The organism is Streptomyces sp. NPDC003032, from assembly GCF_053591415.1.
In genome coordinates this window covers 219394-239320 of the sequence record NZ_JBSFTT010000007.1, presented here as the reverse complement: position 1 = coordinate 239320, position 19927 = coordinate 219394, and the positions used below count along the sequence as shown (strand labels likewise).

Annotated in this window: 17 protein-coding genes and 1 pseudogene; 6 read left to right on the top strand and 12 right to left on the bottom strand. The window is 71.4% G+C overall.

Annotated elements, in window-relative coordinates:
- Positions 1-70: 70 nt before the first annotated feature.
- Positions 71-775 (bottom strand): HNH endonuclease family protein, encoded by a 705-nt coding sequence (locus ACWDZ7_RS12885; protein ID WP_451796710.1) that lies wholly within the window; start codon positions 773-775, stop codon positions 71-73.
- Positions 776-1337: 562 nt separating this feature from the next.
- Between ACWDZ7_RS12885 and ACWDZ7_RS12880 the strand changes: the two genes are divergently transcribed.
- Together ACWDZ7_RS12880 and ACWDZ7_RS12875 are read left to right on the top strand one after the other, a co-directional pair.
- Positions 1338-1916: a TMEM165/GDT1 family protein gene (locus ACWDZ7_RS12880; RefSeq protein ID WP_451796709.1), complete on the top strand. Its 579-nt coding sequence runs from the start codon at positions 1338-1340 to the stop codon at positions 1914-1916.
- A 286-nt stretch (positions 1917-2202) separates the two neighbouring features.
- Entirely contained in the window at positions 2203-2877 is a 675-nt protein-coding gene (locus tag ACWDZ7_RS12875; RefSeq protein ID WP_451796708.1) for an HAD-IA family hydrolase, read from the top strand.
- 141 nt (positions 2878-3018) lie between these two features.
- On the opposite strand, the gene ACWDZ7_RS12870 is transcribed toward ACWDZ7_RS12875, so the two are convergent.
- On the bottom strand, positions 3019-4353 hold the full coding sequence (locus tag ACWDZ7_RS12870; RefSeq protein WP_451796707.1) for an APC family permease: 1335 nt from the start codon (positions 4351-4353) through the stop codon (positions 3019-3021).
- A 40-nt stretch (positions 4354-4393) separates the two neighbouring features.
- The gene (locus ACWDZ7_RS12865; RefSeq protein ID WP_451796706.1) at positions 4394-4960 is read right to left on the bottom strand and encodes a peptidoglycan-binding domain-containing protein; all 567 of its coding nucleotides are present in this window, start codon (positions 4958-4960) and stop codon (positions 4394-4396) included.
- A 712-nt stretch (positions 4961-5672) separates the two neighbouring features.
- Between ACWDZ7_RS12865 and ACWDZ7_RS12860 the strand changes: the two genes are divergently transcribed.
- Positions 5673-7742 (top strand): DHA2 family efflux MFS transporter permease subunit, encoded by a 2070-nt coding sequence (locus ACWDZ7_RS12860; RefSeq protein WP_451796705.1) that lies wholly within the window; start codon positions 5673-5675, stop codon positions 7740-7742.
- A 149-nt stretch (positions 7743-7891) separates the two neighbouring features.
- Here ACWDZ7_RS12860 and ACWDZ7_RS12855 read toward each other — a convergent pair.
- The 5 genes and pseudogenes from ACWDZ7_RS12855 to ACWDZ7_RS12835 form a co-directional block, all read right to left on the bottom strand.
- Positions 7892-8070 (bottom strand): annotated as a pseudogene (locus ACWDZ7_RS12855) (GNAT family N-acetyltransferase); the annotation flags it as partial.
- A 99-nt stretch (positions 8071-8169) separates the two neighbouring features.
- Positions 8170-8505, bottom strand: a complete 336-nt coding sequence (locus ACWDZ7_RS12850) for an antibiotic biosynthesis monooxygenase family protein (RefSeq protein ID WP_451796704.1) — start codon at positions 8503-8505, stop codon at positions 8170-8172.
- Between the two features lie 79 nt (positions 8506-8584).
- Positions 8585-8953 (bottom strand): hypothetical protein, encoded by a 369-nt coding sequence (locus ACWDZ7_RS12845; RefSeq protein WP_451796703.1) that lies wholly within the window; start codon positions 8951-8953, stop codon positions 8585-8587.
- A complete protein-coding gene (locus tag ACWDZ7_RS12840; protein ID WP_451796702.1) occupies positions 8946-9590 on the bottom strand; it encodes a hypothetical protein in 645 nt (214 codons plus the stop codon). Before ACWDZ7_RS12840 ends, ACWDZ7_RS12845 begins: the two co-directional genes overlap by 8 nt.
- A gap of 154 nt (positions 9591-9744) precedes the next feature.
- Positions 9745-10149, bottom strand: coding sequence for a DnaJ family domain-containing protein (locus tag ACWDZ7_RS12835; protein ID WP_451796701.1), 405 nt, complete (start codon positions 10147-10149; stop codon positions 9745-9747).
- Between the two features lie 112 nt (positions 10150-10261).
- On the opposite strand from ACWDZ7_RS12835, the gene ACWDZ7_RS12830 reads away from it, so the two are divergent.
- A complete protein-coding gene (locus tag ACWDZ7_RS12830; RefSeq protein WP_451796700.1) occupies positions 10262-10654 on the top strand; it encodes a hypothetical protein in 393 nt (130 codons plus the stop codon).
- Between the two features lie 63 nt (positions 10655-10717).
- Here ACWDZ7_RS12830 and ACWDZ7_RS12825 read toward each other — a convergent pair whose 3' ends face one another.
- The gene (locus ACWDZ7_RS12825) at positions 10718-11395 is read right to left on the bottom strand and encodes an O-methyltransferase (protein WP_451796699.1); all 678 of its coding nucleotides are present in this window, start codon (positions 11393-11395) and stop codon (positions 10718-10720) included.
- A gap of 195 nt (positions 11396-11590) precedes the next feature.
- A complete protein-coding gene (gene proP / locus ACWDZ7_RS12820) occupies positions 11591-13006 on the bottom strand; it encodes a glycine betaine/L-proline transporter ProP (RefSeq protein ID WP_451796698.1) in 1416 nt (471 codons plus the stop codon).
- Between the two features lie 442 nt (positions 13007-13448).
- Here proP and ACWDZ7_RS12815 point away from each other — a divergent pair, with 442 nt between their 5' ends.
- Entirely contained in the window at positions 13449-15524 is a 2076-nt protein-coding gene (locus ACWDZ7_RS12815) for a bifunctional glycosyltransferase 87/phosphatase PAP2 family protein (RefSeq protein ID WP_451796697.1), read from the top strand.
- Here the strand turns inward: ACWDZ7_RS12815 and ACWDZ7_RS12810 are convergent.
- Together ACWDZ7_RS12810 and ACWDZ7_RS12805 are read right to left on the bottom strand one after the other, a co-directional pair.
- On the bottom strand, positions 15478-17100 hold the full coding sequence (locus ACWDZ7_RS12810; RefSeq protein ID WP_451796696.1) for a hypothetical protein: 1623 nt from the start codon (positions 17098-17100) through the stop codon (positions 15478-15480). The genes ACWDZ7_RS12815 and ACWDZ7_RS12810 overlap by 47 nt on opposite strands.
- A 129-nt stretch (positions 17101-17229) precedes the next feature.
- Entirely contained in the window at positions 17230-18474 is a 1245-nt protein-coding gene (locus ACWDZ7_RS12805; RefSeq protein ID WP_451796695.1) for a cytochrome P450, read from the bottom strand.
- Positions 18475-18732: 258 nt separating this feature from the next.
- On the opposite strand from ACWDZ7_RS12805, the gene ACWDZ7_RS12800 reads away from it, so the two are divergent.
- On the top strand, positions 18733-19902 hold the full coding sequence (locus tag ACWDZ7_RS12800) for a steroid 3-ketoacyl-CoA thiolase (protein WP_451796694.1): 1170 nt from the start codon (positions 18733-18735) through the stop codon (positions 19900-19902).
- Positions 19903-19927 lie beyond the last annotated feature (25 nt).

Here is a 19927-nt window from a genome sequence, read left to right as displayed (position 1 = left end):
GGAGTGGTTCCGGCAAGGCCTGTCCGACCTCCTGTGCTTTCCCCGGGCTCTCTCGGTGCCTTCCCTGTGCTCAGCAGCGGTTGAGGACGGAGGCGAGGGCGGCCTTCTCCTCGGAGTTCACCGTGAGCTTGTAGTGGTGCTTCACGTCCACCCACATCCGGACGTAGAAGCAGTGGTACGAGGCGGTCGGCGGCATCCACTTCGCCGGGTCCTTGTCGCCCTTGGCCTGGTTGACGTTGTCGGTGACGGCGACCAGCTGGGGCCGGAACAGGTCGTTGGCGAAGCCCTGGCGCTGCGCGGTGGTCCAGCCGTTGGCGCCGGACCTCCAGGCCTCGGAGAGCGGCACGACATGGTCGATGTCGACGTCGGACGCGGCGGTCCAAGTCCCGCCGTCGTAGGGGGACTTCCATGTCCCGGAGACGGCCGCGCAGCTGGCGTTCTGCTGTACGTCGGTGCCGTCGCGCTTGAGGACGACCTCGCGGGTGTTGCAGGTGCCGGACTGGGTGCTCCAGTGCGGGAACTTGTCGCGGCTGTAGCCGTCGGAGGAACCTTCCGCCTTGACGGTCAGCTCGCCGAGGTAGACGCGGGCGATCTCGACGCCGACCGGGGTCGGGGGAGCGGCCTGGGCCGGGGTGCCGGTGAGCAGGGTGGCCGCGCAGGCCAGCAGGGCGGTGCCGCCGAGGGCGGCCAGGCGGCGCCGGCGGCTCGGCGCCGAAGGACTCTGGGGTGCCGTGCTCTGGGTTGCCGTGCGTCGACGCGCGTAGAGAGTGGTCATGTGAACTCCCTTGATGTGGGGGGTTGTTGAGGCCGTCGTCGGCCGGGGGCCGACCGGTGGGGCGGTCATGGTCCCCCGGTGGGGTTACGTGCGGATGTGCATCCAGTGACAGGGTCGCGTCAATCGGGAGCGGACTTCAAGGGTTCTGGCGCCACGTCATATGCGCGCCGGAGCGCGGGAGTTGTGTTTACGTGGCTTACGTCACTCCGGAGCGGGCCAAAAGGCCCGGCCAGGCGCGGTCGGGCATCCCGTACGATGGATGGCGCAGAAGGGGAGTAGCTCTTCGCCGGACCGTCGACATACTGCTCAGCTCGTCTGAGCCGGCGCCCGGAGGCAGGCCCATTGTGGGTCGGCCAGCGAGACCTTCGGCAAGCAGTGCAGGCGTACGCACCCGCGTACGTCCTGACGTGCGCATCCGTGTACGTCTGCCTGACGCGCGCTTCCGTGTGCGTCTGTCCGACGTGCGCCTTCGTGTGCGTCCGTGTGCGCTGCCGTGCCGAGGTGTCGTATGCGAAGCGATGCAAGACTCTCGGTGGGGCGGCCCCGACCGATTGAGGAACCCTTGATCAGCTTCAGCGTGATGGCGCTCGTCTTCGGCGTCGTCTTCCTTGCCGAGCTGCCGGACAAGACGGCACTGGCCGGACTCGTCCTCGGCACGCGCTACCGCGCCTCCTACGTCTTCGCCGGAGTCGCGGCCGCCTTCACCGTCCATGTGGTGCTCGCCGTCGCGGCGGGCAGCGTCCTGACCCTGCTGCCGCAGCAGCTGGTCCACGCGCTGACGGGCGTCCTCTTCCTCGGCGGCGCCGCGATGCTGCTCCTGAAGGGCGGTGGCGACGAGGAAGAGGTCAAGCAGCCCGAGGACCAGAGCTTCTGGAAGGTCTCGGGGGCGGGCTTCATGCTCATCCTGGTCGCCGAGTTCGGTGACCTGACGCAGATCATGACCGCGAACATGGCCGCCCGCTACGACGACCCGCTCTCCGTCGGTCTCGGCGCCGTGCTCGCGCTGTGGGCGGTCGCCGGGCTCGGCATCGTCGGCGGTAAGGCGCTGATGAAGAGGGTGCCGTTGGCGCTCATCACGAAGATCGCGGCGTTGCTGATGCTGGGGCTCGGGGTGTGGAGCCTTTACGAGGCGATCGCGTGACGCCGGCTCTTCTTGCGTGATGTCGGCCTTTTTGTGTGACGTCGGTGCCTTTACGTGACGTCGGTCCCTTTCACGTGGTGCCGGTCCCTTTCACGTGGCGCTGGACTTTTTGTGGGCCTTGGCCGGTCTGACCTGCGGCGTTGGCTTTTGGCGCCCTCGTTTTGTACCGTGCAGGAACAAAGTGGCTCCGCCCGTACTCCCTGACCGGCGGGCGGGGCCGCCTTGATCTTCCCGCTGCGGGTCCGTCCGTCCCGCGCGATCTTCTTCTGCGCTCTGGAGTACGTCGATGACGGCCACGACCGCCGACTCTGTTCTGACCGCCCGGGCCGTCCTCCTCGACATGGACGGCACCCTCGTCAACTCGGACGCCGTCGTGGAGCGCTGCTGGCGGCGCTGGGCCGACCGGCACGGGCTCGACTTCGACGAGGTCATCAAGGTCGTCCACGGGCGGCAGGGGTACGCGTCCATGGCGGTGCTGCTGCCGGAGCGGCCCATGGAGGAGAACCACGCGGAGAACCGCGAGATGCTCGCCGCGGAGACCGCCGACATGGAGGGCGTCGTGCCGGTGCCGGGCGCGCCCGCGTTCATGGCCTCGCTGGCCGGGCTCCGCCTGCCGCACGCGCTGGTGACCTCCGCCGACGTACCGCTCTCCACCGGGCGGATGGCGGCGGCCGGCCTCGCGCTGCCGGGTGTGCGGGTGACCGCGGAGAGCGTGGGCGCGAGCAAGCCGGACCCCGAGGGGTTCCTCAAGGGGGCGGCGGCACTCGGATTCGACCCGGCGGACTGCGTCGTCTTCGAGGACTCGGAGGCGGGCATCCTCGCGGGCCGGGCGGCCGGCATGCGCGTGGTGGGCGTCGGCGCGCGGGCCGCTGCGCTGGGGCCGACCGTGCATGTGGACGACCTGACGCGGGTCGGGGTCGCGGACGCGGGGGACGGGGAGATCCGGCTGACGTTCGGCTGAGGTTCCTGAGCCCGGCTCGGTCACGACACGCCGAAGTCGGCCTGGTCCCCTCGATCACGGCACGCCCATGTCGGCCCGGTGCCCTCGACCACGGCACCGCCGGAGCCGGTCCGGCCCCCCTCGAACACAGCCCGGCGCCGCTCAGCCGCGCTGGCGGCGGAGGCGGGTCGCGGCGAAGGCGCCGCATACCGCGCCGACCGCGAGCACGATCAGGCCCCTGAACCAGACCTCGCGCTCGATCTGGGTCGCGAGGGCGACGCAGGTCACCGCGCCGAGGAACGGCACCACCGTGGGCGCCCGGAAGTGGTCCCGGGCGGGCCTGTCGCGGTCGCGGCGCAGTACGAGGGTCGCGGTGTTGACCAGGAAGAAGACCACCAGGAGCAGCAGGACCAGGGTCGAGGCGAGCGTCGCCACGTCGCCGGTCAGCGCCAGCAGGAGGGAAAGCCCCGTCGTGGCCGCGATCGAGGCCCACGGCGTGCGCCGGCCCGGCAGCACCTTCGTCAGGAACCCCGGCAGCAGGCCGTCCCGCGCCATGCCGAACGCGAGGCGCGACGACATGATGCCGGTCAGCAGCGCGCCGTTGGCGACGGCCACCAGCGCGATGGCGCTGAACAGCTCCGTGGGCACACCGCCGGCCGCCCGCACGACTTCGAGCAGCGGCCCGCTGGACTCGGTCAGTGTCCTGGTCGGCACGGCAGCCGCGGCGGCGGCGCCCACCAGCGCGTACACGGCACCCGCGGTGACCAGCGCGCCGAAGAGCGCCCTCGGATACGAACGCCTCGGGTCGCGGGTCTCCTCGGCCACGTTGACGGACGTCTCGAACCCGACGAACGAGTAGTACGCGAGCACCGCCCCGCTCAGCACCGCCGCCGCGGGCCCGTGGCTCTCCGTACCCAGTTGCGTGAGCCTCCCCAGGTCCCCGTCGCCGCGCAGCACGATCCAGAGGCCGAGCCCGATCACGATCAGGAGCCCGCTCACCTCGATGACGGTGGCGACGACGTTGGCCCGCGTCGACTCCCTGATGCCGCGCGCGTTCAGCAGCGCCAGCGCGGCCAGGAAGACGATGACGACGAGCGCCACCGGGAGCGTGATGAACTCCGACAGGTAGTCGCCGCCGAACCCGCGGGCCAGCGCGGCCACCGAGACGATGCCGGCGGCGAGCATGCAGAACCCGGCGAGGAACCCCGCGAAGGGTCCGTACGCCAAGGTCGCGTAGTGGGACGCGCCGCCCGCGCGCGGGTACTTCGTCACCAGTTCGGCGTACGAGGCCGCTGTCAGCAGCGCCAGGCACAGTGCGACGACCAGCGGCACCCATACGGCGCCGCCGGAGTCGGCCGCGACCTGGCCGACGAGGACGTATACGCCGGCGCCGAGGACGTCTCCGAGGATGAAGAAGTACAGGAGCGGGGTGGTCAGGGCCTTCTTGAGCGCCGTCGGGGCGTTGGACGCGGGCGGCGCGGTGCTGGGACTTTTCACGCAGAGCCGTATACCCGGTGCGGCGCCCCCACCACGGGACTTAGGGCTCTCTTGGCCCTGTTGCCTCTCGTGGCTCCCTCGTCTCCGACTCCAGGCTGCGCCGCGTCTGGCGGCCGTACTCGCCCGGGGGGTCGGAGGTCAGGCCGCGGGCCCACTGGTAGCGGGTCACCGCGGCGGTGACCTGCCGGGTGTACGTGCCGTCCTGTTCACCCACGTACAGATACAGCTGGGACAGCCGGTGCTGTAGCTCCGCGACCCCGGGGCCCTTGTCGCCCTCGCTGAGGGTGGCCGTCCGGGCGACCGGCCCGCCGGAGGGCGTCGCGCCCACCGAGCCCGTCGCCCGCGCGGTCGACGGCGGCGGCGATGACGACGGGGTCCGCGGCGGTGCCGAGCGCTTGGCCGTGGGAGGGGCCGGCGCGGCGTGCGGCGTGGCGGACGGGGTGGGGCTGGGGGACGCGGACCGTTTCGCCGAGGGCGGGGCGGGCTTCGTCGGCTCCGCGAGGGCCGGCGTGGGGGCGTCCGGCAGCGCGCGGTCCCGGACCGGCTGATCGGCGGCCGAGGAGAAGAGCCCGCTCGCGAAGACGACAGCAGCGGCAACGACCGCCACGGCACCGGCGCCGGCTCCCCCGAACAGGACGTACCGACGCCTCCGGTCCGCGCCCGCATACGTGACAGCCTCCCGACCAGACCTCCCGGCCGGCAGAGACACCACCCCGGTCCCGGTCCCGGCCTCGGTCTCGCCTGAGCGGCGTACGTCCGTGGGGCCCGGCGGCACCCCCTTCTCCGGCCGGGGAGGCGTGGGCGGCGCGGGCGGCACCGGTCCGCTGCCCGGCCGGGAAGCCACGGGCGTGCCCCTGCGTCGGCCCCCGGCCGGGCGACCCGCATCGGCGTCCGGCGCGGGCCCCTTCCCCCTTGGGGAAGGCTCGGACGGCGCCGGCCCGCCGCTAGGTCCGCCCGTGGCCGGCGGGTCGTCCGTCTCCGGGCCCGGCAGGGAGACGTAGGGGCGTATCCGTAGGGGGTCGTAGTCCTCCGCGGCCGCTGCCTCCTCGGAGCGTGTGCGGTGTGCCGCGTCCGCCGCGTGGCGTGCGCAGCCGCACGCCGGCGCGGTGCCCAGAGGGCGCGTCGCCCCGCAACGAGGGCACCGCTGCCCGTTCTGTCCGGTCATCGCCGCACCCCTGCCCTCCCGCGCCCCGCCCGCCCCGAGAACTCCAGCGATTATGCAGACCGAGGCTTCAACAGGCCATAACCGGTCACACGGACCACGATGGAGGAGGAGCACCCTCAGCCCTAGGCGGATTCCGGACTCCCAGGAGGTGCCCATGAGCCAGGACGTCAGCGCCCGCCCCGCGGGGCACGGCCCCGACCCCGCGCACGGTCAGGGAGCGAACGGGCATCCGCCCGGCGGCGTACTGGTCTCCATCGGCGCGCTGCTTCTCGGCATGCTGCTCGCCGCCCTCGACCAGACCATCGTCTCGACCGCCCTGCCGACGATCGTCAGCGAGCTGGGCGGCATGGACCACCTGTCCTGGGTCGTCACCGCGTACATGCTGGCCGCGACGGCCGCGACGCCGCTCTGGGGAAAGCTCGGTGACCAGTACGGCCGAAAGAAGCTGTTCCTCACCGCGATCCTGATCTTCCTGGTCGGCTCGGCGCTGTGCGGCATGGCGCAGAACATGCCGCAGCTCATCGGCTTCCGCGCGCTGCAGGGCCTCGGCGGCGGCGGACTCATGGTGCTGTCCATGGCGATCGTCGGCGACCTCGTCTCACCGCGCGAACGCGGCAAGTACCAGGGCCTGTTCGGCGCGGTCTTCGGCGCGACCAGCGTGCTCGGACCGCTGCTCGGCGGCCTCTTCACCGAGCACCTCAGCTGGCGCTGGGTCTTCTACATCAACCTGCCCATCGGAGTGATCGCCCTCCTGGTCATCGCCACCACGCTGCATATCCCGGTGCGCGACACCAAGCACACCATCGACTACCTGGGTACGTTCCTCATCGCGTCGGTCGCCACCTGCCTCGTCCTTGTCGCCTCGCTCGGCGGCACCACGTGGAGCTGGGCATCGCCGCAGATCATCGGCCTCGCGGTGCTCGGCGCGGTCCTCGCCGTCGCCTTCGTGGCCGTGGAGCGCAAGGCCGCGGAGCCGGTGCTCCCACTGAAGCTGTTCCGCATCCGCACCTTCACGCTCTCCGCGGTCATCAGCTTCATCGTGGGCTTCGCGATGTTCGGGGCGATGACGTATCTGCCGACGTTCCTCCAGGTCGTGCAGGGCGTCTCGCCGACCATGTCGGGCGTGCACATGCTGCCGATGGTCGTCGGCATGCTCCTGTCGACGACCGGCTCCGGACAGATCGTCAGCCGCACGGGCCGCTGGAAGGTCTTCCCCGTCGCGGGCACGGCCGTCACCGCGCTCGGCCTGATCCTCCTCCACCAGCTCGACGAGAACAGCTCCACGGCCGAGATGAGCGTGTACTTCTTCGTCTTCGGCCTGGGCCTCGGCCTGGTCATGCAGGTGCTCGTGCTCATCGTGCAGAACGCGGTCAGCTACGAGGATCTGGGCGTCGCCACATCAGGCGCGACCTTCTTCCGCTCGATCGGCGCGTCCTTCGGCGTCGCGATCTTCGGCACGATCTTCACCAACCGCCTCGGCGACAAGCTGACCGACGCCCTCGCCGGGCAGCGGCTGCCGCCCGGCGTCGGCGTCAGCACCCTGGAGGCCGACCCGCGCGGCATCGCACAGCTCCCCGCCGGTCTGCGGCCCAGCGCCCTGCACGCGTACGCCTCGGCGATCACGGACGTCTTCCTGTACGCGGCGCCGGTCGCGGTGGTCGCCTTCGTCCTCGCCTGGTTCCTGCGCGAGGACAAGCTGCGCGGCTCCGTCACGGCGCCCGACACGACGCAGACGCTGGCCAGCAACCCCGTCGAACGCTCCTCGTACGACGAGGTGGCGCGGGCTCTCTCGGTCCTGGGGACGCGGGAGGGCCGACGGGAGATCTACGAGAACATCACCGTGCGGGCCGGATACGACCTGCTGCCGGCGGCCAGCTGGCTGCTCCTGCGCGTCGCCCGGCACGGCTCCGTCGAACCCGGCGTGCTCGCCGAACGCACCACCGTGCCGCTGAGCGTCATCACGGCGGCCGCCCGCCAGGTGGAGGAGAGGCGCCTCGCCGAACGCCGCGGCCTGGAGATGTTCCTGACCGACCGCGGCCGCGAGGTCGCGAAGAAGCTGGCCAAGGCCCGCGAGGAGTCCCTGGCGGAACTGCTCGGCGACTGGTGGGGACCGGAACGCCCGACCGACCTCGTCCAGCTGGTCGAGCAGCTGAGCGGGGAGCTGTGCGGATCGGAGTCGGAGCGGCCGCACAGTGGCGGGGCGACGGTGGTCAAGGCGGCGTGATCCCGACGGTGTGACGTGAGCTGCGTGCTGTCCTGACATCAGCCCGTCAGCCCGTCAGCCTCTTGCCGTACCAATGCTCGGCGTACATGCGCTCTCCGTACGGCTCGATCTCCTCGTACCGGCCGGGTCCACGGGCTCGTCCCCGTACCCATGAGCGGCGCCCCGTCCGGCGGCGCGAGATCGGCCCCGGACTCCGCGGCGACCTCACGCTCCAGCGGTCGCTGACCTCGGTGTAGTACGCGCGCCACAGCGCGGCGGCCACGGGCGAGTCGTACGCCTCGGGAGCGACGGGCCAGGAGGCGTTGCGGGCGGGAGCGCGGGAGGTCATGGCGCCATTGTCCGGGCACAAGGACGGCGCCCCGCAAGCGGATCGACTCGCGGGGCGCCCTCCGGGCCGGACCGGTCAGCTGCCGGTCACGGTTCTTGCTCAGTTCTTGGGGGCGGCCTGCTGGACCACTTCGAAGGACCAGACCGTGGAGCCGGACGCGGCGGGCTTGGGCCGCTCACCGCCGCCCGCGCCGCCCGCGCCGCCGCCCTGGTGCGCGGCCTTCATCGGGCCCTCCATCCACGCCTGGAAGGAGGCCTCGTCGCGCCAGCGGGTGTAGACGAGGTACTGGTCCGTGCCCTCGATGGGGCGGAGCAGCTCGAACCACTCGAAGCCGTCGGAGTTCTCCACCGCGCCCGCGCGGGACGCGAAGCGCTTCTCCAGGACCTCGCGCTGTTCCTCGGGGACGGTGAGGGCGTTTATCTTCACGATGCTCATGCGGACCATCCTGCCGTACGCACGTACGCACGTACGCACGTACGCACGTACGCACGTACGCACGCATGCCGTTCGGGCCTCAGAGTCGTAGCAGGCGCTCGGCCGTCTCGCGGTAGTCGCGCAGGGCCAGGCGGAGCTGTTCGGTGTCGGTGGCCGAGGACTCGGCCGGGGCGCCCTCGGTGGCCAGTGCGCCGCCCGGCGCGACCCCGGCGGCCGGAGGCGCGCCGCCGTCCGGTGCGCTCCGGGCCGGGGTGGTCTGCCAGGACGAGCGCAGGACGCGGCGGCGTTCGGCCAGGGTGTCGGTGAGGCGGGCGATGGCGTCCTCCAGGACGTGGTCGACCTCCTCGACCGCGCCGCGCGGACCGTCGACGAAGCCGTTGACGGCGTTCTGGAGGCGCAGGGTCAGCTTGTCGCGGTCGGCGGGCGGGAACAGCGTCGTGTCAGCCATGCTGAACTCCCCTTCGGGTGATGCCGGTCGAACGCTTGCCGGACGTGTGCTTGCCCGAGCGTGCCGTGGCGGAGCGGTCGGGGTGGTCCGCGATCAGGTCGTCGAAGAGCGCCCGCGCCTCGATCATGGCCGCGCGCATCTCCTCGGTGCCGGTGCGGCTCTCCTCGGCGCCCGTCGTGTCGAGCGCCGCGCGGTGCACCCTGCGGTAGCCGTGGACGTGGGTCGCGTGGTGCACGGAGAGCGCGTCGAGCTGGTCCTCGTAGTGGCCGGCGTCGGGGAAGCCGCGCGCCCCGGCCAGTTCGGCGATGAGCCGGTCCGCCTCGGCCACGGCCTCGCGCGGGGAGTCGACGAACCGCTCCTGGGCGAGGTTCCAGCGGGCGGAGTACTGCTCACGCGCCGCGGACTCCAACGGCCGCGTCCGCAGGGCGCCGTGCCGCTTCACACGCTCGCCGAGGTCGCGTTCGGCCGCCCTGGTGTCGCCGTCGTGCCGGGCGACCGCACGGTCGTACTCGGGCCCGAAGCGGCGCTTGAGGCTGTGGCCGCCGCCCGCGTTCCGGCGCCTGCGGTACAGCACGAACGCGGCGGCGGCGAGGGCGACGACGACCACGATCAGAACGATGATCATGACTGTGGACATGGATGGGTGCCTTCCCGGGGGTGGGCCTTGCGGTGCGGCGCGAGGCGCGGCGTGCGGGCCTCGCACCTGTCCCCGGGGCGAGTTGCCAGGAAGCGGGCCGTCAAACGGCGCGGTCCGGGCCGGGCGAACGGCACGGACGGCGCCGGGCGCGGGCTCAGGCGGGGTGGCGCTCCCGCCAGTCGCGCGCCACTTCGTCGACGTCGTACGGGGTGAGGCCGAGCGGTGGTCCCGGCGGTGGGGTGCGCAGGGCGGCGCGGATCTTCTCGTTGAGGTCCGTCACGAGCTTGCGCGCCATGCGTTCGGACGGGGCGTCTGCGGCGGCGGCCAGCGTGTCCTCGGCCTCCTTGCGCAGGGCGAGCGTGGGGGAGAGGTAGGAGAGGCCCTCGCGGGCCATCTTCTGCTTGACCCACCACATCTCGTCGTACGTGGGATCGGGGCCCTCCGGCAGCGGTTTGCCCTTCCCCGGCAGAGAGGCGAAATCGCCGCGTTCCTCCGCCTCGCGGATCTGCTTGTCGATCCAGGACTCGAAGTCGACTCCAGGTGGCTTGCGCTCAGTCATGTGTGCATTGTCCCAGGAGGGTCGTGCGTCCGCCCGGGGCGCGACCTAAGATGCGGCAGCGCGCGACGGTCAACCACGTTCGCGCCGCCCCGAGTTGAAGGAGCGTACGTACGTGCTGGAGCTGACGATGGCCTCGGTGTCCGGGGCGGACGCGGGCGCGACCGCGGGCATGCTCATGGCCGACGCGCCGAGCGAGCCGGGCGCGGTGCTGCGCGTGGGGCGCGACGCGGGCGTGTGCCGTCTGGTGACGCCGGGCGACTGGCTGTTCGTGTCCCGTACGCACCTGGAGTTCCGCTGCGGGCCCGACGGGGCCTGGTCCGTGACCTGGCTGCACGGCTCGAACCCCGACCCCGCCTCCGAGGTGCGGGTGGTTTCCGAGGGGGCGGCGCGGCCCCTCGCGTACGGAGGGGTGGCGCCGCTCTCCAGGGGCGGCTCGGGCGAGGTGGTCATCCAGGACAGGTCGGGGCCGCGGAGTGTGAACGTCGGCTTCTATCACGAGGGTTGAGGGGCGGGTGCGCGCTCCGTAGGCGCAGGGGCTTCGTAGGCGCAGGGTGTGTGCGCCGCGCCGTCAGTCCAGCACGCGGGCCAGCGCGAAGCCGTCGTACCCCTTGGTGCCCACCGTCTGCACCGCCGTCGCGCTGAGCTTCGGGTGCCGCGCCATGATGTCGAGCGCGGCGCGGGTGCCGCGCACGCTCGGGTCCGGGTCGGCGGGGTCGGCGACGGCCCCGCCGCGCACGACGTTGTCGAGGACGATGAGGCTGCCGGGGCGGGTCAGCTTGAGCGACCACTCCACGTAGTGCGGGTTGTTGGCCTTGTCGGCGTCGATGAAGACGAAGTCGAAGGGCGCGGGGTTCTCGGTGTGTTCGGCACCGAGCGCGGCGAGCGACTCCAGAGCGGGGCCGACGCGGATCTCGGTGAGCTTGTCGAGCCCGGCGCGGGCGAGGTTGCCGCGGGCCACATCGGCGTGCTCGGGCTTGTACTCCAGGGTGACGAGATGGCCGTCGGCGGGCAGGGCGCGGGCCAGCCAGATCGTGCTGTAGCCGCCGAGAGTGCCGATCTCCAGGACGCGGCGGGCGCCCTGCGTCCGGGCGAGGAGCTGGAGGAGCTTGCCCTGGTTCGGGGTCACGCTGATCGGCGGCAGGCCGGCCGCCTCGCTGTCGCGGAGGGCGGCGGCCAGGGTCTCGTCGGCCGGGGCGAGGAGGTCGGTGAAGTAGTCGTCGACGGAGTTCCACTGCTGCGGGTTCATGCGGATGTACGTTCCCTTCGACTGTCTAGTTAGTTTCGCTAAGGAGACTAGCCGGGCGGGGGGTCGGTTGTCAGTGGGCGCTCGCATACTTGGTGTTGGAGATGAGCGGCACCGTTCCCGGGGCTCCGCCCCTGACCCCGCTCCTCGAATAACCCCGCTCCTCAAACGCCGGAGGGGCTGAAGTTGTGCGGCCGGTCACCCTTCAACCGCCGGCGGTGACCCCGGCAGCGGCCTGCCCGCCGATTCCGTCATGTACCAGACGGCGATGCCGCCCACCACCGCCGCCGCCATCATGTAATACGCGGGCATCATCTTGTCGCCCGTCGCGCCGATCAGGGCCGTCACCACCAGCGGTGTCGTGCCGCCGAAGATCGAGACGGAGATGTTGAAGCCGATGGAGAGCGAGCCGTAGCGGACCTTGGTGGGGAAGAGGGCGGGGAGGGCCGAGGGCATGGAGGCCGTGAAGCAGACCAGGAGCAGGCCGAGGGCCGCCAGGCCCAGGCCGATCGCCCAGAGCGAGCCCTCGCGGATCAGGAGCAGGGCGGGGACGGACAGGAGCAGGAAGCCCGCACAGCCCGTGGCGATCACCGGGCGGCGGCCCACCCGGTCCGTGAGCGCGCCGACGAACGGCTGGGCGCACATCATCAGCGCCATGACGGCCAGGATGACGAGGAGGCCGTGCGTCTCGTCGTACTTCAGTTCGCTGGTCAGATAGCTCGGCATGTACGAGAGCAGCATGTAGTCCGTGACGTTGAAGACCAGGACCAGACCCATGCAGAGAAGGAGCGCCTTCCACTGCCCGGTGACCATGTCGCGCAGGCGTACCTTCGCGCGGGCCTGCTCGTCCTTGTGGGCCTTCTCCAGCTCGGCGGCGAACGCCGGGGTCTCCTCCAGCCGCATCCGCAGATAGAGGCCGATCAGACCCATCGGGCCCGCGATCAGGAAGGGGATGCGCCAGCCCCAGGAGAGCAGGTCATCGGATGACATCAGAGCCGTCATGAGGGTGACCAGGCCCGCGCCGCCGATGTAACCCGCCAGCGTGCCGAACTCCAGCCAGCTGCCGAGGAAGCCCCGCTTCTTGTCGGGGGCGTACTCGGCGATGAACGTGGAGGCACCCGCGTACTCGCCGCCCGTCGAGAAGCCCTGCACCAGGCGGGCGAGGAGCAGCAGGATCGGGGCGCCCACGCCGATCGAGGCGTAGGACGGGATCAGGCCGATCGCGAACGTGCCCGCCGCCATCATGATCATGGTGATGGCGAGGACCTTCTGGCGGCCCACGCGGTCGCCGAGCGGGCCGAAGACCATGCCGCCGAGCGGCCGGATCAGGAAGGCCGCGGCGAAGGCACCGAACGTGGAGAGCAGCTGGGCGGTGGGGTTGCCCGAGGGGAAGAAGACCTTGCCCAGCGTCACGGCGATGTAGCTGTAGACGCCGAAGTCGAACCACTCCATCGCGTTGCCGAGGGCGGCCGCCTTCACCGCGCGCTTGACCATCGCGGGGTCGGTGACGGTGACGCCTGCGGTGGCGTCCGGGGCTGCGGTGTCCGAGGGCCGGGGGGCGGGCCCCGGAGCGGACGGGGGCTTCCGGAGTACGACGGGTGTGGCGCTCGCCAAGGGTTCGCTCGCCTGCTTTCGGTGGACGACAAGGGCGGGGCCGCCCACGGAAACCGGGGCGGCCCGAAATCGACCATAGGGGCACGAACCATCGTTACGTTCGGTGCACGGTTCGCCACAAACGGCTCGAAAATGGCTGCCAGCCAGGTCAAACAGTGTTTCTTCCGGTACGGGCGACAAGGTGTACTTGTGATCTATTTCGCTGCCCCGGCCAGGAACCGCCCCCTCGGCGGTCCGGCGGTTGGGCGCGTCGGCGAAAAGCCGATAGAAAACGATATGGCTGCCAGGTGACATGGCGGTTGCGTGCGTCCTACAGCAGGGACGCGGACTCTCCGGGCCCACCACGACCGGGCCGCACCGGCCCACCACGACCGGGCCGCACTCGGGACCTTCACAGAGAGGGCCGCAGACATGACGAATGGGGCGGGAGGGCCGACGGGGCGTGGTGAATGTTGAGCGCAGGCGACCGGGCGAGGCCTTCGGGGCGGGACAGGCGGGACAGGCCGGTGAACCCGAGGCGCGGATCGGTGCGATCCGTGTCGTTCTCTGGCTGATCGCCGCCGTCCTGGCGATCCGGCAGGTGGCCGCCGTCCTGCGCACCCCCGAGGGCGAGCGCCTCATCGACCTGGAGACCTGGGTCGGGCCCAGCGGCGTCCTGCACGTCAACGGCTCCCTCTACGACGCGGACAGGTTCACCGGCACCCCCTTCGCCGGGCTCGTCCTCAAACCCCTCGCCCGCTCGGGGGAACAGGCGCTCGGCTGGGCCTGGACCTTCGGCACACTCGGCCTCGTCGTCGTCCTCGGCCTCGTCGCCGCCCGCGCCCTGCCGCAGCCCGTCTCCCGGCGCACCTCGCTCCTCGCCGCCCCCATGGCGATCAGCCTGCTCATCCTCTCGCTGCCGGTGCGCAACACCCTGTACCTCGGCCAGACCAGCATCCTCCCGGTCCTCCTTGTACTGCTCGGCCTCTTCGCCGTCCGCGGCGAGCGGGCCAGCGGCGTCCTCATCGGCGTCGGCGCGGCGCTCCAGCCGACCATGCTGCTCTTCGCCGGGCTGCTCTGGTTCACCGGCCGCAAGAGGGCCGCCGCGTCCACCGGCGTCACCTTCGCCGCCTGCACGGCGCTCGCCTGGGCCGCGATGCCGCACGACTCGTGGACGTACTGGATACATCACCTCGCCGGAGCGGGCCTCGGCGCCAGCCCGGACGCCGACGCCAACCAGTCACTGCACGGCATGCTGCTCCGCCTCGGCCTCGAAGGCCCCCTGGAGACGGGGCTCTTCCTCGCCCTGAGCGTGGCCGTCGCCTTCCTCGGCCTGCGCCGCGCCGTGCGCTACGCCAAGGACGGGCAGCTCCTCCTGGCCGTCGCGATCACCGGCTGCGTCGTGGTCGCGGTGTCGCCGACGACCTGGCAGCACCAGCTCCTGTGGGTGCTCTTCGCGGTGGCCGGCCGGGTCGGCAAGCGCCGGTCCGACCGGTACATGTGGCCCATCGCCGTCGTTCTCGTGTCGACGCTGCCCGCCAAGATGATGCTGCCGAACATGCCGGTCACCGAGCCGGTCCGCGACAACGTCGTGCTGATCGCGGCGCTCGCCGCCGCCACCGTCGTACCGTTCCTCTCCCGCACGCACCCGCAGTACCGCAGCCCGATCCCCACGGACTACGCCGCGCCCGTCGCCGCCCGCTGGAGCCGGGTACCGCTGATCCCGTTCTGGCGGCGCGTCCTGACCCGCCCGAACCTGCTCCTCGAACTGCTCCTGATCCGCGTCGGCTACTCCGCGTACCAGCAGGTCAGGCTCGCCGCGACCGGCGGCACCATCTCCGGGGCCCGAGCCACCGCCGAGCACCACGGCGAGCAGGTCCACGCGATCGAGCGGTTCCTGTACCTCGACGTCGAGCACTGGTTCAACCACCTCACGGTGCGAACCGGCCGGCTGGAGGACTTCTTCAACTTCTACTACACGTCGTTCCACTTCGTGGTGCCGCTGACCGTCCTCGCCGTCCTCTACGTGCGCCGCCCCGCCGAGTACCGCTGGGCGCGCTCCGCGCTCGGCTTCGCGACGGTCCTCGCGCTCATCGGCTTCTGGGCCTACCCGCTCGCCCCGCCGCGCCTGATGCCGGACCTCGGCTTCATCGACACCGTGCACGGCGTGCAGGACTTCACCAAGCCGAACTACGGCACGCTGACCGACCTCACCAACCAGTACGCGGCGATGCCCTCGCTGCACTTCGGCTGGTCCCTGTGGTGCGGTCTGGTCATCGTGGTCCTCGCGCCGAAGTGGTGGCTGAGGGCGCTCGGCCTGCTGCACCCCTTCTTCACGCTCTGCGCGATCGTGGGCACCGGCAACCACTGGGTGCTCGACGCGGTGGGCGGCGCGGCCGTCGTCGGCGCGGGCTTCGGCCTCACCTACCTGCTGTCGGGCCCGCGGGTGCGAGAGCCCCTGAAGGCCGCCGTGGGCGCCGGGGCGCCGCCCGTCATCGACATGTCGAAGGACTCGGCGAAGGGCCGTACCCAGAGCTGATCCGGTAGGTGCCCGGCGCGGGCACCGAGAGACGCGTGAACTCGCCCTGCCGCTTCAGGCAGGCCCCCTCGGCCCGCAGCCACGGCGAGTACACGAGGCGGACCGTCACCGAGCCGCGCTCCGGGACGTGTACGACCACGTCGGAGCCTGTGGTGCGGACGACGGAGGCGGGCTCCGACACCAGCGGCACCGGATTCCTCACCCGGAAGATCCGCCAGTGCGCGTCCTTCCACACCGGCTCCAGCCACTCGGGGCCGCTCGCCACCAGCTCCGCCTCGTCCTCGGCGGGGCCGTCCGGCCGGCCCGAGGGCAGTACGACGTACCCCACGGCCCATCTGTCGAGCCACGCGCGGTAGGTGGCCGCCGAGAACGTCCCGTCGTAGAAGAGGCGGCCGCGTTCGATGTCGAGCTGGCGGTTCCAGCCGCGCGCCATGTTCACGTAGGGCGCGAGGGCGGTCGCCTCGCGGTGGTTGCGGGCCGGGACCACCTCGACGCGCGTCCGGTCGGCCCGCAGCCGCTCCAGCTCCCGCACCACGCCCTGGGTGTCGGCCGCCCAGCCGGGCACCTTCGTGGACACCGTGAGGTCGTCGGCGGTCTTCTGGACCACCCAGGCCGAGGAGAGCACCAGCGCCACCGTCAGCGCGATCCGCCGCGCCCGGTCGCGCCCCGGGGCGAGCAGCGCCGCGAGCAGCGCGGCGGGACCGACCAGCTCCGCGAGGCGCTCGACGTTGGTGCCGATCGGGGAGGGGATGAGATACGTCAGCACCGTCCCGACCGCGTACACGGCCGCCCCCCAGCGCGGCACCCGCCACTCGCGGGGGCCCGCGATGATCAGCGCGAGACTGAAGATCACCGGTGGGAAGATCCGGTCGAACGGCATCAACTGCTCACCGCTGAACGGGAAGAGCACCGTCGTGGTCGCCACGACCAGGAAGGGCGGCACGATGAGCGCCGCGGCGCGCCCCCAGTCGCGTACGAAGAAGTAGGCCGCGCCCGCGACGACCAGGAAGAGGCCCGCCACCGGTGACCCCATGGTGGCCAGCGCCGCGCACATCACGGCGGTGACCGCGCGCCGCTCCCGTACGAGCGCCAGGCAGGCCGCGAAGGCGAAGGCGAGGCCGAGCGCGAACGTCGTGCGCCCCGAGGCGACGTTGCACCACACGCCTAGCGAGGCGAGCACCGCGGGCCACAGGGGCCTGCGGACGCCGGTGCGCTCGATGAGCGCGGCGACCAGCCAGGCGCCCGCGATCCCGGAGAGCACCGTCACGGTCCTCACGCCGACGGCGGCCATCAGATAGGGCGAGATCAGGCTGTAGTTGGCGGTGTGCATACCGCCGTACCAGAAGAGGTTGTACGCGGTCGCGCCGTGCTCGGAGGCGAACCGCGCCCAGGCCTCCTGCGCGGCGAGATCGCCGCCGCCCGTCGCGAGGAACGCCGCCCACACCGCGTACAGGGGAAGGGTGGGGACGGTGGCGAGCAGCGGGACGCGGTGCCGTCGGCAGAAGGTCCGGAAGGAGGACTTCCGCTCGGTGGGCTTGCTGCCGGGCGGGGCGATCGAGAACTCGGCAGAGACCACGGCCACCGTTTCCGTTCGAAGTCTTGGAAAGGCAAGGTTCACCTCTCAAGACGCGGCACGCAACGGAAACGTTGGTTGCGTAAAGCGAGTTGACCCGATGTGCTGAACGGGCTGCTCCCGAGAGGCGGGTCAGCCGGTGCTGACCCGCAGCTCCTTGACGCCGTTGAGCCAGGCGGAGCGGAGTCGGCGGGGGTCGGAAACCAGCCGCAGGCCGGGCATGGCGTCGGCGATCGCGTTGAAGATGAGGTCGATCTCCAGGACCGCGAGGGACTTGCCGAGGCAGAAGTGCGGGCCGCCGCCGCCGAAGCCCAGATGCGGGTTGGGGTCGCGGGTGATGTCGAACGCGTCGGGGTGTTCGAAGACGTCGGGGTCGTGGTTGGCGGAGGAGTAGAAGATGCCGACGCGGTCGCCCCGCTTGATCTCGGCGCCGCCCAGCTCGGTGTCCTGCGTCGCGGTGCGCTGGAAGGAGACGACCGGGGTCGCCCAGCGCACGATCTCCTCCGCCGTGGTCGCGGGGCGCTCGCGCTTGTAGAGCTCCCACTGGTCCGGGTGGGAAAGGAAGGCGTGCATGCCGTGGGTGATGGCGTTGCGGGTGGTCTCGTTGCCGGCCACGGCGAGCAGGATCACGAAGAAGCCGAACTCGTCGCCGGAGAGGTTCCCCTCGTCCTCCGCCGCCACCAGCTGGCTGACGATGTCCTTCGCCGGGCGCTCCTTGCGGGCCGCGGCGAGGTTCATCGCGTAGCTGACGATCTCCAGTGCCGCCTCGGCGCCGATCTCCTCGGTGATGGCGTACTCAGGATCGTCGTACCCGGCCATCTTGTTGGACCAGTCGAAGATCTTGGAGCGGTCCTCCTGCGGTACGCCGATCAGCTCGGCGATGGCCTGGAGCGGCAGTTCGACGGCGACGTTCGTCACGAAGTCGAAGGCGCCGTCGGGGCCCGCGTTCTCCAGCGCCGTCGCCACGATGGAGGCGGCACGCCGGCGCAGGGCGTCCTCCAGCGAGCGAATCGCGCGGGGAGTGAAGCCGCGCTGCACGATCTGCCGGACCCGGGTGTGCTCGGGCGGGTCCATGTTGATCATGATCAGCTTCTGGACGTCTATCTGGTCCCGGCTGATCGTCTCGTTGAAGCGGATGATCGCCGTGTTGACGTTCGAGGAGAACAACTCCGGGTGCGTCGAGACGTACTTGACGTCCTCGTGCCGGGTGACGGCCCAGTAGCCCGCGTCGTCGAATCCGGAGACGCGGGGCGGCTGGACGATCCAGCGCACCGGTTCCGTCTGCCGCAGCTGTGCGAACTCCGGGAGGGGTACGCGGTCTTGAAGCAGGTCGGGGTCGGTGAAGTCGAACCCGTCGGGAAGCGCTGGACAGGGCATCGGCAACTCCTGGCGTGGGCTGGGTTCTGACGGGCCATCAGGACATGACGCTTGGCTCGCAAGGTAATAACGGGTTCTACAAGTGGCAAGGCCCAGGGCGCGGCCGGTTCCGTGCGGGTCCGGCGCAAGGTGCGTGCAAGACCCTTGCGGCGCCGGGGTCCGGCTCAGCAGACTGCTGAACAGAACTAGAACGCGTACTAGTTCCTCTCGCGAGGCGCCGGGACGGCTCGCGGGACGTGGACGGAGAGGACCAGCCCCATGGCCGCGGAACCTGTCATCGTCGAAGCCGTACGCACCCCCATCGGCAAGCGCGCGGGCGCGCTCGCCAACCTCCACCCCGCCTATCTGCTCGGGGAGACCTACCGCGAACTCCTCGGACGCACCGGCATCCACGCCGACTGCGTCGAGCAGATCGTCGGCGGCACGGTGACCCACGCCGGGGAGCAGTCCATGAACCCCACGCGCACGGCCTGGCTCACCATGGGGCTTCCGTACGAGACGGCGGCGACGACGGTGGACTGCCAGTGCGGCTCCTCGCAGCAGGCCGGTCACATGGTCGCGAACATGGTGGCGGCCGGGGTCATCGACGTCGGGATCAGCTGCGGTGTGGAGGCGATGTCGCGGGTGCCGCTCGGCTCCGGCTCCAAGCACGGACCCGGGAAGCCCTTTCCCGACGAGTGGAACGTCGACCTGCCTAATCAGTTCGAGGCCGCCGAGCGCATCGCCCGCAAGCGCGGCCTCACCCGCGAGAACGTGGACTCGCTCGGCCTCATCTCGCAGGAGCGGGCGGCCACGGCGTGGTCCGAGGAGCGCTTCAAACGGGAGACGTTCGCCGTCCAGGTGCCCACCACGGAGGAGGAGCAGGCCGCCGGGCAGGGCATGTGGCGGCTCGTCGACCGGGACGAGGGGCTGCGCGACACGACGATGGAGGGCCTCGGCGGGCTCAAGCCGGTCATGCCGACGGCCGTGCACACCGCCGGGAACTCCTCGCAGATCTCCGACGGCGCGGCGGCCATCATGTGGGCGTCGAAGCGGATGGCGCGGGCCCTGAAGCTGAGGCCCCGGGCCCGGATCGTCGCTCAGGCCCTGGTCGGCGCGGACCCGCACTTCCACCTGGACGGCCCGATCGACGCGACGCGGGCCGTGCTCGGCAAGGCGGGGATGTCCCTCAAGGACATCGACATCGTCGAGATCAACGAGGCGTTCGCGTCCGTGGTGCTGAGCTGGGCGCAGGTCTTCGGCCAGGACCTGGAGAAGGTGAACGTGAACGGGGGCGCGATCGCCCTCGGCCATCCGGTGGGGGCGACGGGGGCGCGGCTCATCGCCACGGCCCTGCATGAGCTGGAGCGGCGGGACAAGGAGTTCGCGCTGGTGACGATGTGCGCGGGCGGGGCGGTGGCGACAGGAACGATCATTCAGCGTCTGTAGACACAGGAAACGCCGGAGGGGCTGG